Origin of the sequence: Massilia sp. Root351 (assembly GCF_001425045.1) — a bacterium.
In the GTDB taxonomy this organism is placed as follows: domain Bacteria; phylum Pseudomonadota; class Gammaproteobacteria; order Burkholderiales; family Burkholderiaceae_D; genus Rugamonas.
This window is the reverse complement of the sequence record NZ_LMDJ01000031.1, coordinates 505,670-521,181: the sequence shown is the minus strand read 5'-3', so window position 1 is coordinate 521,181 and position 15,512 is coordinate 505,670. Positions and strand designations below refer to the sequence as shown.

The window sequence follows — 15,512 nt, the reverse complement described above, 5'->3', positions numbered from 1 at the left end:
TCCGTGAAGCCCGCGCGTGCGGGCATGGTCACATCACTGGTTTTTTGAAAAAACAACGGCGTATGCTGGGCGCTCGCCATGCGATGCAGCATAGGCCGCCACCTGCGAAAGCAGGCTACACCGCACCGTTTTACCGGTCAATAGCAACTGCTCCCGCTGTGCACTGCAAAAACGAAGGCCGCTTGACGGCACCAACTGGATCGGTAGATCCTACAGCCATATAGCAACTTGAAACGCACCGCCTGCGAAAGCTAGCAACTGCTACAAATTGCCCGCGATCCATCCTGCAAATAGGACCAAAGCGCCTCATGGAGCCAGACCAGCGCCGCGCGCCGCTCACCCGCGACCAAGCCAGAAACCTTGACCTACGCCTGGTGCCGGGGCTGCGCAACCGGCTTATTGCTGAGTTGGCTGCACGCGACATTCCCGCCCACCAGTACGCTAGCTACCTCAGCGTCCTGACCGGCCGGGCCATGCAAACCGTGGCGCGCTGGATCGACGCCGACCAGCCGGGCCTGCCGGACCTGGCTTCACTGGCGGTCCTGGCCCTGCAGCTCAACGTCGATGCGCACTGGCTGCTCGGCCTGCTGCAGCACCGACTGGACTGCCCGTACGACCGCTTGCATCGGGCACTCCTGGCCGAACTGTATCCGGACGGCCCGCCACCGGCCGACTGGGTCGGCGCGCTGCTGGCGCCTATCGGCGCCAGCGCCGCCCGCAAGGCCGGCATCATGCGGGGAGCAGAGATGGCGCCCCTCATCCCCGAGGGCACCCCATTCTTCTACGATGATACCCAGAGACGCGTCACCTGCAACGGCATCTACCTGCTCGCCTACGACGGCCAGACCCTGGTCCGACATGTCGAACGGCGCATTGGCGAAGGCCTGCTACTGCGCTGCGAGAACGCCCGCTACGCCGACAGTCTGCTCAGGGACGCCGACGGCGCCGCCGCCAAGCTGACGGTACTGGGTCGCGTGCTGCTAGTGGTAAGCGTCACCGCACTCTAGGCCTCGTCCAGCAACTCGTTTCGATTGCAGCAGATCCGGGGCCGCGCCGGGCGCGCCGACAAGCGCGTCCGGCAGCCCGGCCCCTTCCCTACTGCATCACAAGCTATGCCGCTTCGGCGATCGGCCGCCATTCAGCGGCCGACAGCGCCAACAATTTGCCGCCCAACTCCTCGAACTCGGTCGCGCGATCGTAATCGTCGACCTCCTGCGAGAAACCGGTGACCGCGTTGACCAGGCTGTACCCGGTCAACTCGCGCTCGCCGAACAGGTGCCGCAGCACGCCGGCGCACTCGGCCTCGTTCAAGGCATAGCGGTTGGCGAGCAACTCGACCGCCTTGACCGGGTTGCCGACCAGTTTGATGCCCATGGTTTTGCGCATCTTCTCCGAGATCAGCTCGAACGTCACGTCGGAGACCGCCGTCTGCACCAGGTCGCGCACCTTGAGGAAAATGGCCTTGTCGTCGGCCTCCAGGGTGTCGTCCTGGTACACCAGCACCTCGTCATCGTCGGATACCAGGTTGCGTCCGGCGTGGTTCTTGCGCATGGCACGGTCGGCCATGATCAGGCCGTTGCTGCACACCAGGCGGAACAGCAGCGGTTCGACCCGCAGCGTGCCGCAACCGATTTCCGAATTGCTGACGATGACCCCGGCCTGCACCACGTCGCCCGGCGCCACCTCGCACTGGATCTTCGAGCTCACCACCTTGATGTACAACTTCCTGGCGGTCAGTTCGACCGACTCGAAGCGCGCCCCGGGTAGCTGCTGCAGAACCGGGACGATACTTTTCGCCAAATCGAAGTTGTCCAGCCGGCGGTAGCGCGTGGACAAAAATGCGCGGGCATAGCCGTCCAGCGTGCGCACCAAATAGCTATCGGGGCTATTGATGCGCAGCCAGCCGTTGACATTCTGGTCCAGCAGCTCCGGATAATATTCCCGCATGCGCTTGAAGTAGGTCAGCGGAATGTCGAGCTTCTTGGCCAACTGCCCGCAAACAAAGTCGCACAGCGGATAGCGCGCTTCGCCGCCGGCCTCGTCGATCACCAGACGAAACTGCCCGGCAGCGGTGGTTTCACCGCGCATCTTCTTGGCCGGCACGATCAGATCGCGCTTGGCCGCCGCCTGGCGTTCAAGTTCTGCCGCCAGGTCCATCAGGGAACGTCCTGTTTTCATGATATGTCTCCAGTCATCAAAAAAAGCGGACGGACCTCCCCTGCCGGGGACGGTCCCCCGCAGGGTTGCAATACGCGGCATCGCTGCCGCATCGGCGCGGATGCGCCACCTCCTTGGCCTCGCGGCCTGCCTACATCAACCTCCTGGCGCGTGCTACGCCGCCAATCCCTCCTGCGCGGCGCAGCGCTCGGACACGTTGGCCCAGTCGGCGCCGGCGATACGGGGGATGAACACTTCTGCCTGACGGCCCTCCCCGTGGCGGCAGCACTTCATGTAGCGCCGCGCCAGACCATATGCGGCGGCTTGGCCGTCGAACATGGCGTCGGCATCGTTGTCGCCGTAGATGCGCAGCCGGGTCACCTGGTCGGGTACCCAGACGCGTTCTAGGTTGCTGGCGCAAATCCCGGCCCACACCGGTTGGCCGGTACGCTTCAGAATCGCCAAGCCAGTCTCGACGCCCTCGCACACCGCCAGCTCGCCATCAGGCTCGCCCAATCTGATGGCCGCACCGTTGACGCCGCCGCACAGGAGCTTCCTGGACTGCGTCCCCAGCGCCTTGCGGCCATCCTGCAGATACGTGCGCAGCAGCGACACCACCTGTCCGCCCTGGTCCTGCACCACGGCCACCAGGGCCGGAAAGTGGCGCACGAGACGCGCCTTGCCGGTGCCCTGCTCCAATTCGTAGTAGCCCAGCGCCGGATGGATGCGCAGCGTCTCCGGGTAGCCGTCCATACCCAGGCCACGGAAACGCAGGTAGCGGTCCACCTCGTCGCCCGCGGCGATCGGTCCGGTTTCGGCCAGTATTCGATGCACCAGCCTGCGCGCATCCTTGACCGGTCCCGGCACCTGCGGCGAGGCCGGCAACAACCCGAGGCTGCGCTCGACATGGCGCAACGCGGTGCCCGCGCCCCATCCGAAGTACCCCATCAGCAGCTTGAAGCCGCCGCCGGCGCCGCAGGCGCGGCATATGTAGTTGCCATCGCCAAACTTATCGGTGTACTGGAACCGATCCGTGCCACCGCATGCCGCGATCGGGCATGGCTGGTTGCGCCGGTTCAGCACCTTCTCGTCCACGCCCAGCGCTAGCAGCAGTGGTGTCCACCGCCCGTAGGCACTGGTGCGAGCCGCCTGAAAACGACGCTCGAAATCGTCTTGATCCGTTGTCATAGCGCCTCCTTGCTTCACGCGGCTTGGTCCTGCGAGAACAGGTCACCCCGTTCATCGTGGCGGCGCATCTGCTCGTTGATCCACTGCGGATTGACCGCCAGGCGATCGGCGACCCACTCCGGGTTCGACATCACGGCGTGCCGCACCCATTCCGGATAGGTTGCCAATGACGCCTCGAACCAACGCCGCAACTGGGCACCGATCCAGGCACGCACTTCCCCCGCGTCGTGGGCACCGACATAGGGCAACTCGGACAATGGGCTGCACGCGACCACGCGCAGGCAGTTCACGAACGAGAACGGCTGCCGGTCGCGCGACGGATCGGTAAACACCCAGCGTACGATCTCGAATTTTTCCGCCAAGGGCGTGCTGGCCACACCGAGCAGGCGCACCTTGCGCAGCAGCCACCAGTGCAGACACACAACCTCTTCCTCGGTGAACTCCTCGACAGGCCCTTCGTCGAGCAGCTCGTCGGGCACAACTGGGGCCACGTTTGAATCGGATTGATTGCTCAGGAAGACTTCTTCCATGATTGCCTCCGTAACAAAAATGAATGAACGGGACAATCGCCCGCACGGGAGCTTGTCCCATGGGGGTGACAGGGGTTGGATACCCTTGATTGACATGCTGGCTATGCTGCCGCGGCAAGCCGCGTTCGATGGGCTGCCAGCTACCATCGGAAGAATCTGAGGTCGGCGCCAGCGTCCGCACAATGCGGTTTTGCAGGGAGAACGCGAAGGGCGCCGTTCAAGGAAATCTAGGCGGCCTGGCAGCATCCGTCAAATTTTGTACACCGGATTTACATCGATACGCGCGCTGGTGGATGTTGGTCAGGGTAAGGCGAAAACAGTACGGTTTTCGGCGACATTTCCACTATGAGCCATCGCGATACCCGGCTATCCTCTGCCAACGTCCCTACTTCGAACGGTGACACCATGAACTCGCATGCCGACACTCCTGTTCTCGTCAGCGCGGAGCACAGCGCCACCAATCGCAAACTGCTGGCGCGCCAAACAGCGGCAAAGACGGACCGCATTGAATCGGCCAGCAGGAAGGTGAGCGTCACCCTGCACAGCCCCGAAGGCAAGCGGCTGTACCTACGCTGCTTCGAGATTACCCAGATCAACTTCCACTACATCACCGTGTTCGCCCGCATGAAGGTGGCCGACGCCGAAGTGGGTCGCATTGAACAGGAACTTCGGACCATGCTCGACACCCGGCTCGCGCGCTTGAACCAGGCGCTCGTCGATGCGGAAGCGAAGTGCACGTCGCACGGCATCAGCGCCCTCGCCACCTATGATGTCGAACCACTGCAATTCGAAGCGAAGGTGTTCTCGATGCTGGACCGCAGACTGCTGGAGCTGATCGAGAAGGTGGACCAACTAATGCCCATGCTGGAGACCTTGTGCATCGACGAGGCCATGACGCCAAGCCAGTTGATCGTCGAGAAATCGAGGTTCAAAAAGACGGTGCGCGGGACAACGAAAGCGGTCCGCATTGTCCGGGCATCGTTAGAACGCAGGGCGAACGCCATGCCCGACAACCCCGAGAGAGACAAAAACGCGCGGCACCTGAAAAACGGTCAGCGACCAGAAGGAGATGATGAGTTCGCGCCGCTCAACGACAAACAAACCGGCAGATCTATCTGACGAGGAAAATGTGCCAATGCAATTTCCTCAATCTACTGGAGCAACGAATGAAAATCCTTGTGTCGGTGCTCGGCCACATGATCCATGCTGTCCCACTCTCACAGTCATAGCATTCGCGCACGAAATAGCGGAAAGTCGCGTTATTATGTGAACCCTTTATGCTTGACTTTGATTAGTCGATCCCCGCGGCACTAAGAAAAGCCCGAGATATCAGTGAGTACTCGGTGTCTGCCGAAGTTTGCCGTCGTAGCTCCGACCTAAGCAGGTCTTTCAAAGGACCCGCCGGGGCGTCTGCATATTGATCCGCGAGTGGCTGAATCAGCTCCAAACGTTCCTTTCTACGTTCCAACAATGCCGCCCTATTCAGGTCCAAATGTGCAATTGTGATTTTTGCTCTACCTCTACCAGGTCGATGCATAACGAAGTGTCCCAAAGCAAATATTTCATCTTGCGTCGAATCCGAGTATGGGTCCAACACTGGATACAGAGCATCCCAATAGTCACCCTTATTATTGTTACAAATAGCACAGGCCAGCCCCAAATTCTCGACGTCCAGGCGCGCTCTGGGGAATACAGATTTTGGCCGAATGTGCTCCACGTCACCGAAATACAGATGGGTTATTTTTGACTCGCAGTACATGCACTTCCCATGCGCCTCTACCACTAAGTGCGCCTTTAGCGCAGCATATCGATAAGCCCCAGCAACGGCACCACTGAGCTTCACGCCAGCGTCCAAGCAAGCCAGCAGATCAGCCTTTCGAGCTTGTAAATACGCTTCGATGTCTTGGGCGAGTGGTTTACGGTTCAACTTGAGCATTTGACAATTGATCCTTTACAATTTGAGCTAAAGCCGTCGGCACGTATCGCTGCAAACCATACTTCGCCAAGCGTTCCTGCAATTCTTCAATCAATGCTGGGGTAACCTCTCTTATAGCCAATTCGGACTGGATTTGACGCAGCTTTTCTTCGACCCAAGTCGGTGAGGATGAAGGCATCCCTAAAATATCTCGCAATACTTCATTCGAAGATCCGGTCCTATCAGCAGAATCAAGAAGCTCGGATATGACCTTATGGTCTTGCCCATACCTTAGCGCATAAACAGATGAATCAGGAACCGAAGTAACGATAAATGGATTATGCGTTGCGCAGATAAACTGAATATGAGGAAAAGCAGTTAAGAGCGTCCCCAGTACCGTACGCTGTAGTTCAGGATGTAAATGATTTTCTGGCTCATCTATCGTCACCGCGAAATTTTCATCAGCCCCAGCATACATAAATACCTGCCATACTAAGTCGATCAACGACGAGATCCCACCCGAAACAGCGTCGAGCGAAAAATCGCCGGAGCGGGTTATCAATACGACCTCTGGCAATCGGATAGCTATGCGTTTAAACCCCAGTGATGGAGGCAAGACGGTAGCCAAGACTTTCTGAAAACCCTCAAACATCTCCAGACTTTCTGAGTCGCGATCAATTACAGAATTCCCGTATCCAAATGCCGCCCACGCAATTAGTGTTTCCTTCATGTAATAGTTAGGAGTGCGATTGTGGTGACCACCGTAATAGCGTGCTCGCACTATATCCAGATAGGTTTGATATGCTTGATCTCTACGTCGTGGAATGGTAGGAATATTCTCAACGGATTGATGCGAGAAAATTGGGCGGTGCGACGGCACATGCATGCCGCGCAAATTTTGTTGGTTATTAATGGAAACCTGAAATTGAGCACCAACATTCTGAGGAACCTGCAACTCAGCTACCGAGCCGCTTCCATAGGTCAGCTCGCCAATGCGCAAATTTGGATTTACTTGATGTGCAAGTTCCGGTACTATTTTTCCCGCCGAAGTAGAGAGTCCTAGCTCAGCTACCTCTTTGGCCGCCAACCACTCTGAATAGTTCTTCAGATCAGAGTCGTCCCAATTGTCCGTCGAAAATTTGAGGCTGCCACCGCTACGTCTCGGCGTGCTGACCACTGTGCCCTGCCAGCCAAAGTGGCGGCTCAGTAGGTTTAAGACTGTGGTCTTACCGGCTCCATTTCCACCAGTGATAACTGTGAGCCGCTCATGGAAATCTATGTTGACTTCTCGATACTGGCGCCAATTCGACAGATGGAGATTTTTAAAAAGTTGTGGCATCGCCGGCATCCTCTTCAGTATGTGCCCCAAGGCAAGTTACCAAGAGTACAGCTGGATTTCATTTTAGGCAAGGTCGGTGGTTAGTCAGTGTCATTTACTAGCGAGGGCGTCCTGCCTCCTCTATGTTGATTCCGCCCATTTCCCCAATAATTTGCAATCGAAAGCACAAGCCACCTGTCTCTTCAGCTGGAGGTCGGAGTGCTCTACCTGGCATTGCGAGGCATAATCCGCCGCTGACAGCTTCGTGATGGCTCTATGTCGTTTCGTGTGGAAATTGACCTCGGGTATCATGCCGGTAACGCCATTTTCTGATTCCAAGAGTCCCTGATGAGTATCGCCGTCGAAGCCCTGTTCACCACCGCGCTGGGTCTGCAAGCGCCGGGGGTCGTGTCCAATGTTGACCTGAATACGGTCAAGCGGTGGATTGATTTCGAGGTGAAGTGCGATGCCAATAAATTGCCATGTCCGGCCTGTGGCGTGGATGGGCAAGGTGTCCATGACCGCATCAAGCGCAGCTGGCGGCACTTGGACTTTTTCCAGTTTGAGGCATGGTTGCACGCCGAAGTGCCGCGTGTTGATTGCAGCGCCTGCGGCAAGACCACGCAAGCCGAGGTGCCATGGGCACGCCCTGGCAGCGCTTTTACTTTGTTGTTCGAAGCGCTGGCTCTGTCGTTGTGCCAAACCTTGCCGGTGGCTCAAGCGGCGAACCAGTTGCAGGTGCGGTCGAAACGGCTGTGGCGGCGCATCGAGCACTATGTGGGCATCGCCCGCCAGCGCGACGAGATGACGGATGTGCGGGTGGTCGGCATTGATGAAACCAGCCTCAAGAAGGGACATAACTATGTCACTGTGGTGCACGACTTGGAAGCGAGGTGGATGCTGTTCATGACGCCGGGCCGGGGCCACGAAACGGTGGCCGCGTTCAAGCAAGAACTGGTGGCGCATGGCGGCGTCGCCGACAACATCAAGCATGGCTGCATAGACATAAGCGCGGCCTATGCCAAAGGCGTGGCTGAAAGTCTGCCGCAAGCCCAGATCAGTTATGACCGCTTTCATGTCATCGCGCTGGCCAACGCCGCCATGGACGAGGTGCGGCGCGAAGAAGTGCGCACTCAGCCTAAAGCCGTGCGGGCGGCGCTGGGCGAGGACGCCAAAGCGGTCAAGGCCGTGTGGGGCATGCGTAAAAATCCCGTGGGCTGGACCTACCATCAAATCTCCTCAATGCACTGGCTGGCATTCCCCTGATTCCGTCGGAGCGCAGTTCGAGTGCAATTCCGGTGCACGATGTTTGACACGCACAGCGGATCGAACTAGATTGCAATTGCAGTAGCTGGCCCTGTTGAAGTAGGCGAGCATTTCAAGAATCGATACGCCGGTTCGGGAAATGATCTCCCAGGACATGCCTTCGAGCCAAGGCGCCGCGTACTCACCCTCAATTCGATCGTTCGGGATTGCCCTGTTGCCTTAGGCGATTTGCGAGCGAACATATCCCCATGCATCGAACCGCCAAGGACTGAACACTCAGTCGGCGCAACCTTTCCAATTCAACGATCGAAGGAGAGAAGTATGAATGCCCGCATGCTCACGACCACGGAAATGATGGCACCCGGCCGGGTCCTCATCAAACGCAAGCAGCTGCTGCAGAAGGTCCCCCTTGGCGAACGCACGATCCTGGAACTGGAACGCTGCGGCAAGTTCCCCAAGCGCTTCTCGATCACGGCCCGCTCCGTGGCGTGGGACCTCGGCGAAGTGGACGCCTGGATCGCGCAGCAGCAGGCCGCCGCCGTCGCGCAACCCGCGCCCGGGCTCAAGCGGCCCTGACCCATTCATCGATCATGTCGGCCCAGTCTTGCAGCATCGCGCGCCGCTGTTCCGCATACTCGGCCTTGTTGTACACCGCTCGAACGCCCCGCTGCTCGTGGGCCAGACACTTCTCGATCCAGTCGGTGTTGTAGCCCGCCTCGTGCAGCTGGGTCGATGCCGTGCGGCGCAGGTCATGGGGCGAGAAGTCGGCCAGCGGCCGGCCGGCCGCGCGCGCGACACGCGCCACCGACGTCGTCACCTGGTTCAGCGTCGCGTTCGAGATGGGCAGGTCCGCGTCATAGCGCGATGGCAGCACATAGCGGGAAGTGCCGGCGCAGGTGCGCAGCGCGATGAAGATGTCGACAGCTTGGCGTGACAAATAGACGTTGTGGGGATTGCGGCGTTTCATGCGCTCGGCCGGAATCGTCCAGATGCCGTTGGAGAAATTGACCTCGTCCCAGGTCGCATCCGTCAGCTCGGATTTGCGCACCAGCGTCAAGAGCAGCAGCTTGACCGCCAGGCGCAAGGTCGGCGCGCTCTGCACCTTCTCCAGGAATTCGTACAACCAGGGGATTTCCGCGCTGCTCAAGGCCCTGTCGCGCGGCTGGAAGGTGGCGATGGAGCATGGCGGCACCTTGTCGGCGGGATTGGGCAGGTCGTGTCCACGCTGGCCGGCATGGCGAAACACCAGCATCACGATCTCGCGCGCGTGCACAGCGGTGGCGGGCGCACCGCGCGCCACGATCGCGTCGCACACCGCGCGCAGCTCTTCGTGCGTAATCTCGCGCAACAGCAGGCGGCCAAAGGGCCGCTGCAGGTCGCGCTCGTACACCGAACGGCGCATGTCGCGCGTCGATTCGGCCATGCGGTAGTTGGCGAGCCAGCGCTCGGCCCACTGCCCGAACGTCTCCTCCCCTTCCAGGCGCTGCTTCTGGCGCCGTTTGTGCTGCGTGGGCGACATGCCGGCCGCGACCAGCTTCCTGGCCGCGTCGAACTTCTCGCGCGCCTCCGCCAGGCTCAGTCCGCCGGCCCCATAGCGTCCGAACACCAGCGTCTCCTGGCGCCCGTTGATGCGGTAGTTGAACCGGAACGAGACCACGCCGGACGCGAGCACCATGGCGTACAGGCCATCCCGGTCCACTACTTTGTACGCACGGGGGCCGGGCTTCAAATTTCGCAGTTTGGTGTCTGTCAGCATGTGCGCCTCCTGCACGATACCATCATGTTAGCCATTTCCCTCTATAAATCAACGAGTTAGAACACCGTAAAACGCGCGCTTGCAGCGCAAATTGGCGCCAAAATCGTCCTCCGATACCATCAACGAAAAACGTGATGGTATCGGCCATTTTTTCCTTTTACATCAACCACTTAGGCGATTTCGATACCATCAACCGCAAAAATCGGTGCTGATGGTATCGGGACGCGGCGCGCGCGCTGTCCGCCCAATACCATCAGCGGTACCAGCAATCCCGCGCGCTTGCGCTTGCCGATCGTTGCCAGATTTCGCCACCAAAAAAACAAAAAAGCCCCTGAAATCAGGGGCTTAGTCTCAACTTATTGCCGTACGCTGCGTGTTGCAGCCAGACGGGGAATTATTCCCACTCGATGGTCGCTGGGGGCTTGCCGCTGATGTCGTACACCACGCGGTTCAGGCCGCGCACTTCATTGATGATGCGGTTGGACACCTTGCCCAGCAGCGAGTGCGGCAGGTGCGCCCAGTGCGCGGTCATGAAGTCTTGCGTCTGCACGGCGCGCAGCGCCACTACGTATTCGTAGGTACGTCCGTCGCCCATCACGCCCACCGATTTCACCGGCAGGAACACCGCGAACGCTTGCGACGTCGCCTCGTACCAGTTCTTCGGCAGCTCTTCCGTGTTCACAGCCTGGCCGGCCACGAACTCGTACGGGGTGTTGCGCAGCTCTTCGATGAAGATGGCGTCGGCCTGGCGCAGCAGGTCGGCGTATTCCTTCTTCACTTCGCCCAGGATGCGCACGCCCAGGCCCGGGCCAGGGAACGGGTGGCGGTAGACCATGTCATGCGGCAGGCCCAGCGCCACGCCGAGCTTGCGCACTTCGTCCTTGAACAGTTCGCGCAGCGGCTCCAGCAGCTTGAGCTTCATGGTGTCCGGCAGGCCGCCCACGTTGTGGTGCGACTTGATGGTCTGGCCCTTCTTGCCCTTGCCGGCCGATTCGATCACGTCCGGATAGATGGTGCCCTGCGCCAGCCACTTGGCGTTGACCAGCTTGCCCGACTCCACCTGGAACACTTCCACGAATTCGCGGCCGATGATCTTGCGCTTCTGCTCGGGATCGGTCACGCCGGCCAGGTGGCCCATGAACTGGTCGGTGGCGTCCACGCGGATCACCTTCACGCCCAGGTTCTTGGCGAACATATTCATCACCATTTCGCCTTCGTTCAGGCGCAGCAGGCCGTGGTCGACGAACACGCAGGTCAGTTGGTCGCCGATGGCGCGGTGGATCAGCGCGGCGGCCACGGACGAGTCCACGCCGCCCGACAGGCCCAGGATCACTTCATCGCTGCCTACTTGTGCGCGGATCTTTTCCACGGCTTCGGAGATGTAGTCCGGCATGTTCCAGTCGGACTTGCAGCCGCAGATCTCGTGCACGAAGCGGCCCAGCATGGCCTTGCCCTGCTCGGTGTGCGTCACTTCCGGGTGGAACTGCACGCCGTAGAAATTGCGCTCTTCGTCGGCCATGGCGGCGATCGGGCAGCTTGGCGTGTCGCCCATCAGCTTGAAGCCTGGCGGCATGTCCAGCACCTTGTCGCCGTGGCTCATCCACACTTTCAGCATGCCGTGGCCTTCCGGCGTGACGAAGTCGTTGATGCCGTCCAGCAGCTTGGTGTGGTTGCGGGCGCGCACTTCGGCGTAGCCGAACTCGCGCACCAGGCCGTTCTCGACCTTGCCGCCCAGCTGGGCTGCCATGGTCTGCATGCCGTAGCAGATGCCCAGCACCGGCACACCCAGCTCGAACACGGCTTGCGGCGCGCGCGGCGAGTCGCCTTCCAGCGTGGAGTTGTGGCTGCCCGACAGGATCACGCCGGAGGCGCCGTAGTTGCGCACGAAGTCGTCGCCGATGTCGTACGGGTAGACTTCGGAGAACACGCCGGAGTCGCGCACGCGGCGGGCGATCAGCTGGGTAACCTGGGAACCGAAATCGAGAATGAGGATTTTAGAATGCATGGATGAGCGCTGAAGCTAAGAGGAAATAAGAAAACGCCGGCGGTAGGCCGCCGGCGTTTGAGAGGATTAGTCGCCGGAACGGTAGTTCGGCGCTTCCTTGGTGATCTGGACGTCGTGCACGTGCGATTCGCGCATGCCGGCCGACGTGATCTCGACGAATTCCGCTTTCTCGCGCAGCTCGTCGATGGTGGCGCAGCCGCAGTAGCCCATGGACTGGCGCACGCCGCCCACCAGCTGGAAGATGATCGCCAGCACGCTGCCCTTGTAGGCGACGCGGCCTTCGATACCTTCAGGCACGAACTTGTCGGCCTTCATGGTGGCGTCCTGGAAGTAGCGGTCGGCCGAGCCGTCCGACATCGCGCCCAGCGACCCCATGCCGCGGTAGGACTTGTACGAACGGCCCTGGTACAGGATCACTTCGCCCGGCGCTTCTTCGGTGCCGGCGAACATCGAGCCCATCATCACGGTCGATGCGCCCGCTGCCAGCGCCTTGGAGATGTCGCCCGAGAAGCGGATACCGCCGTCGGCGATGCACGGCACGCCGGTGCCGGCCAGCGCTTCGGCCACGTTGGAGATCGCGGTAATCTGCGGCACGCCCACGCCGGCGACGATGCGGGTGGTGCAGATGGAGCCAGGGCCGATGCCGACCTTGACCGCGTCCGCGCCGTATTCCACCAGCGCCTTGGCGGCCGCTGCGGTGGCGATGTTGCCGCCGATAACGTCCACGTGCGGGAACTTGGTCTTGATCCACTTCACGCGGTCCAGGATGCCTTGCGAGTGGCCGTGGGCGGTGTCCACCACCAGCACGTCCACGCCGGCCGCGACCAGCAGCTCGATGCGTTCTTCGTCTTTCGCGCCCACGCCGACAGCAGCGCCCACCAGCAGCTTGCCGTGCTGGTCTTTCGATGCGTTCGGGTGCTCGGTCGATTTCTGGATGTCTTTTACGGTAATCAGGCCGCGCAGGTTGAAGGCGTCGTCCACCACCAGCACGCGCTCCAGGCGGTGCTTGTTCATCAGGCGTTTGGCTTCGGTCGTGTCTGCGCCTTCTTTCACGTACACCAGCTTGTCGCGCGGGGTCATCTTGGCGCGTACTTCAGCGTCCAGCTCCTGTTCGAAGCGCAGATCTCGGTTGGTGATGATACCAACTACTTGTTTGCCCTCTACTACCGGGAAACCGGAAATGCCATACTGCTCCGTCAGCTTGATGACTTCGCGAATCTTCATGTCCGGCGGGATCGTGATCGGATCGCGCAGCACACCGGCTTCAAAACGCTTTACGCGCGCTACTTCGCGGGCCTGGTCTTTCGGCTTCAGATTCTTGTGAATGATGCCGATGCCGCCTTCCTGCGCCATGGCGATGGCCAGGCGGGCTTCGGTAACGGTATCCATCGCGGCCGACAGCAGCGGAATATTCAGCGAAATGTTGCGGGTCAGGCGAGTTTTGAGAGACGTATCCGCAGGCAGAATATTGGAGTACGCAGGGACGAGGAGCACGTCATCGAAGGTGAGTGCTTTTTGAAGTAAACGCATAGTACGATTTCCTATAGGCGCAAAAGTCGATTATACAGTAAGTCACGTCCGACGTCTTTACCCCGGGGAAAATTGGCAACGCCGGTTGACAGCATAGGCAAAGCATGGAAATCTGCCGCAAGGAATAAAGGAATCTATCCACCATGAAACACTACCGAACGGCGCGCGCGCTTTCCGTACTGCTGGCGCTGGCTGCGCTGCCGGCCTGGTCCCATGCCCAATATATGTGGCTGGATGAAAAGGGCATGAAGCAGCTGTCCGACCAGCCGCCGCCGCCGTCGGTGCCGCAGAACCGCATCCTGAAGCAGCCGAGCGGGCAAGGTGCCGCAGCGCCGGGCTATGGTCCCGCCGCCCAGTCCCCTGCCCCTGCGGCCGAAGGCGACGCGCCCGACGCGGCCGAGTCCAAGGTGAAACGCCCGCCGACGGTGGCCGAGCGTAACGCCGAGTTCGCCAAGCGCAAGGCTGAAAGCCAGGCGGCCGAGCAGAAGGCGGCGCAGGAAGCGGCGCGCAAAGCTGAACAGGCCGCCAATTGCGACAGCGCGCGCAGCAACCAGGCCGCGCTTGACTCGGGCACCCGCATGACCGAATTCGACAAAAGCGGCCAGCGCGTCTTCCTTAGCGACGAGCAGCGCGCCGAGCGCTCCCGCCGCAACCAGAAGATTTTGGCAGAATGCTCTAAAAAATGACATCCAGGCAGTATAGAATGATGTTAACGCTACCAAAAACCAAGAAAAATACCGGATGACCAAACCACATAATGGCAAGAGCCGCGCCAGCGGCCGAGTAACCCTGGCAGCCGTTGCTGCACGCGCGGGCGTCGCAACGATGACGGCATCGCGCGCCATCAGCCAGCCTGAGTTGGTATCGCCCATGCTGCGCTCGCGCGTCCAGCTGGCCGTGGAAGAGCTGGGCTATGTTCCCAACCGCGCCGCACGCGCCCTTGCCTCGTCGCGTTCGAACGTCATCGTGGTGCTGGTGCCGTCGCTGTCGAACGCCGTGTTCACGGCGGTGCTGCAAGGCATACAGGACGCGCTGGACCCGTACGGCTACCAGATCCTGATCGGCAACACCCGCTATTCGGACGCCGAAGAGGAAAAGCTGCTCAACGTCTACATGCAATCCAATCCGGACGGCATTTTGCTGTCCGGCATGTCACACAGCAAAGGCGTGCAAAAGATGCTCGACACCTCGCGCGTGCCGGTGGTGTCGATGATGGACCTGTCGCCCGATCCGGCGCAGCTGTCGGTCGGCTTCTCCCAAGTGCAAGCCGGCTACACCATGGCACGCTACCTGATCGACAAGGGCTACAAGCGCGTCGGCTTCATGGGCGCGCAGCTGGACGAGCGCACCATCAAGCGCGCCGAGGGCTACCGCAAGGCCATGGACGAAGCCGGCCTGGCCGATCCCAAACTGGAGCTGATGGTGGCCGACCCGTCCACCATCGCCCTGGGCGCCGAACTGGTGGGCCGGATGCTGTCTGCGACCCCCGACCTGGACGCCATCTTCTGCTGCAACGACGACCTGGCGCACGGCGCCATTTACCAATGCCAGCGGCGCGGCATCAGCATGCCCGAGCAGCTGGCCATCTGCGGCTTCAACGACCTGCCCGCCTCCGCCTGGATGAACCCGTCCGTAACCACCATAGGCACGCCGCGCTACCGGGTCGGCTTCGAAGCGGCCACCCTGCTGCGCGGCGTCATCCGCGGCGAACAGCCGCCCGCCGTCCAAATCGACCTCGGCTTCACCCTCATGGCCCGCGAAAGCGCCTAAGCATCCTCCCATATTCCTACAAGCGAGCTGAGCCGCATTCCTCCAACTTCGGGGTCTGACCCCGAAGTTTGGAAAAT

At 60.6% G+C, this 15,512-nt stretch carries 13 protein-coding genes and 1 pseudogene; 6 read left to right on the top strand and 8 right to left on the bottom strand.

What is annotated here, in order from left to right:
* Positions 1 to 308: 308 nt before the first annotated feature.
* Positions 309 to 1,007 carry a S24 family peptidase gene (locus ASD15_RS22430; RefSeq protein WP_057157209.1) on the top strand — a complete coding sequence of 233 codons (699 nt, stop codon included), beginning with the start codon at positions 309 to 311 and terminating at the stop codon, positions 1,005 to 1,007.
* Positions 1,008 to 1,110: 103 nt separating this feature from the next.
* On the opposite strand, the gene ASD15_RS22425 is transcribed toward ASD15_RS22430, so the two are convergent.
* From ASD15_RS22425 to ASD15_RS22415, 3 genes are all read right to left on the bottom strand, one after another.
* Positions 1,111 to 2,178, bottom strand: coding sequence for a DUF932 domain-containing protein (locus ASD15_RS22425; RefSeq protein WP_057157208.1), 1,068 nt, complete (start codon positions 2,176 to 2,178; stop codon positions 1,111 to 1,113).
* Positions 2,179 to 2,331: 153 nt separating this feature from the next.
* Positions 2,332 to 3,345: a toprim domain-containing protein gene (locus ASD15_RS22420; RefSeq protein ID WP_057157207.1), complete on the bottom strand. Its 1,014-nt coding sequence runs from the start codon at positions 3,343 to 3,345 to the stop codon at positions 2,332 to 2,334.
* A gap of 14 nt (positions 3,346 to 3,359) precedes the next feature.
* Complete coding sequence (locus ASD15_RS22415; protein WP_057157206.1) at positions 3,360 to 3,875, bottom strand: hypothetical protein; 516 nt, start codon at positions 3,873 to 3,875, stop codon at positions 3,360 to 3,362.
* A gap of 405 nt (positions 3,876 to 4,280) precedes the next feature.
* Here ASD15_RS22415 and ASD15_RS22410 point away from each other — a divergent pair, with 405 nt between their 5' ends.
* Positions 4,281 to 4,994, top strand: a complete 714-nt coding sequence (locus ASD15_RS22410; RefSeq protein ID WP_057157205.1) for a hypothetical protein — start codon at positions 4,281 to 4,283, stop codon at positions 4,992 to 4,994.
* Positions 4,995 to 5,166: 172 nt separating this feature from the next.
* On the opposite strand, the gene ASD15_RS33890 is transcribed toward ASD15_RS22410, so the two are convergent.
* Together ASD15_RS33890 and ASD15_RS31905 are read right to left on the bottom strand one after the other, a co-directional pair.
* Positions 5,167 to 5,634: an HNH endonuclease gene (locus tag ASD15_RS33890; RefSeq protein WP_373888199.1), complete on the bottom strand. Its 468-nt coding sequence runs from the start codon at positions 5,632 to 5,634 to the stop codon at positions 5,167 to 5,169.
* 157 nt (positions 5,635 to 5,791) lie between these two features.
* Positions 5,792 to 7,129, bottom strand: coding sequence for an AAA family ATPase (locus ASD15_RS31905; protein ID WP_162249936.1), 1,338 nt, complete (start codon positions 7,127 to 7,129; stop codon positions 5,792 to 5,794).
* 327 nt (positions 7,130 to 7,456) lie between these two features.
* On the opposite strand from ASD15_RS31905, the pseudogene ASD15_RS22400 reads away from it, so the two are divergent.
* Positions 7,457 to 8,362, top strand: a pseudogene (locus ASD15_RS22400) (ISL3 family transposase); the annotation flags it as partial.
* Positions 8,363 to 8,695: 333 nt separating this feature from the next.
* Positions 8,696 to 8,950 (top strand): AlpA family phage regulatory protein, encoded by a 255-nt coding sequence (locus tag ASD15_RS22395; RefSeq protein ID WP_229418300.1) that lies wholly within the window; start codon positions 8,696 to 8,698, stop codon positions 8,948 to 8,950.
* Here the strand turns inward: ASD15_RS22395 and ASD15_RS22390 are convergent.
* From ASD15_RS22390 to guaB, 3 genes are all read right to left on the bottom strand, one after another.
* On the bottom strand, positions 8,937 to 10,130 hold the full coding sequence (locus ASD15_RS22390; protein WP_057157202.1) for a tyrosine-type recombinase/integrase: 1,194 nt from the start codon (positions 10,128 to 10,130) through the stop codon (positions 8,937 to 8,939). The two genes, ASD15_RS22395 and ASD15_RS22390, sit on opposite strands and share 14 nt — an antisense overlap.
* Before the next feature lie 394 nt (positions 10,131 to 10,524).
* Positions 10,525 to 12,135: a glutamine-hydrolyzing GMP synthase gene (gene guaA / locus ASD15_RS22385; protein WP_057157201.1), complete on the bottom strand. Its 1,611-nt coding sequence runs from the start codon at positions 12,133 to 12,135 to the stop codon at positions 10,525 to 10,527.
* A 66-nt stretch (positions 12,136 to 12,201) separates the two neighbouring features.
* Positions 12,202 to 13,665: an IMP dehydrogenase gene (gene guaB / locus ASD15_RS22380; RefSeq protein ID WP_057157200.1), complete on the bottom strand. Its 1,464-nt coding sequence runs from the start codon at positions 13,663 to 13,665 to the stop codon at positions 12,202 to 12,204.
* Between the two features lie 143 nt (positions 13,666 to 13,808).
* Between guaB and ASD15_RS22375 the strand changes: the two genes are divergently transcribed.
* Both ASD15_RS22375 and ASD15_RS22370 read left to right on the top strand, forming a co-directional pair.
* Entirely contained in the window at positions 13,809 to 14,351 is a 543-nt protein-coding gene (locus ASD15_RS22375) for a DUF4124 domain-containing protein (protein WP_057157199.1), read from the top strand.
* 55 nt (positions 14,352 to 14,406) lie between these two features.
* A complete protein-coding gene (locus tag ASD15_RS22370; protein WP_057157198.1) occupies positions 14,407 to 15,435 on the top strand; it encodes a LacI family DNA-binding transcriptional regulator in 1,029 nt (342 codons plus the stop codon).
* Positions 15,436 to 15,512: the final 77 nt, after the last annotated feature.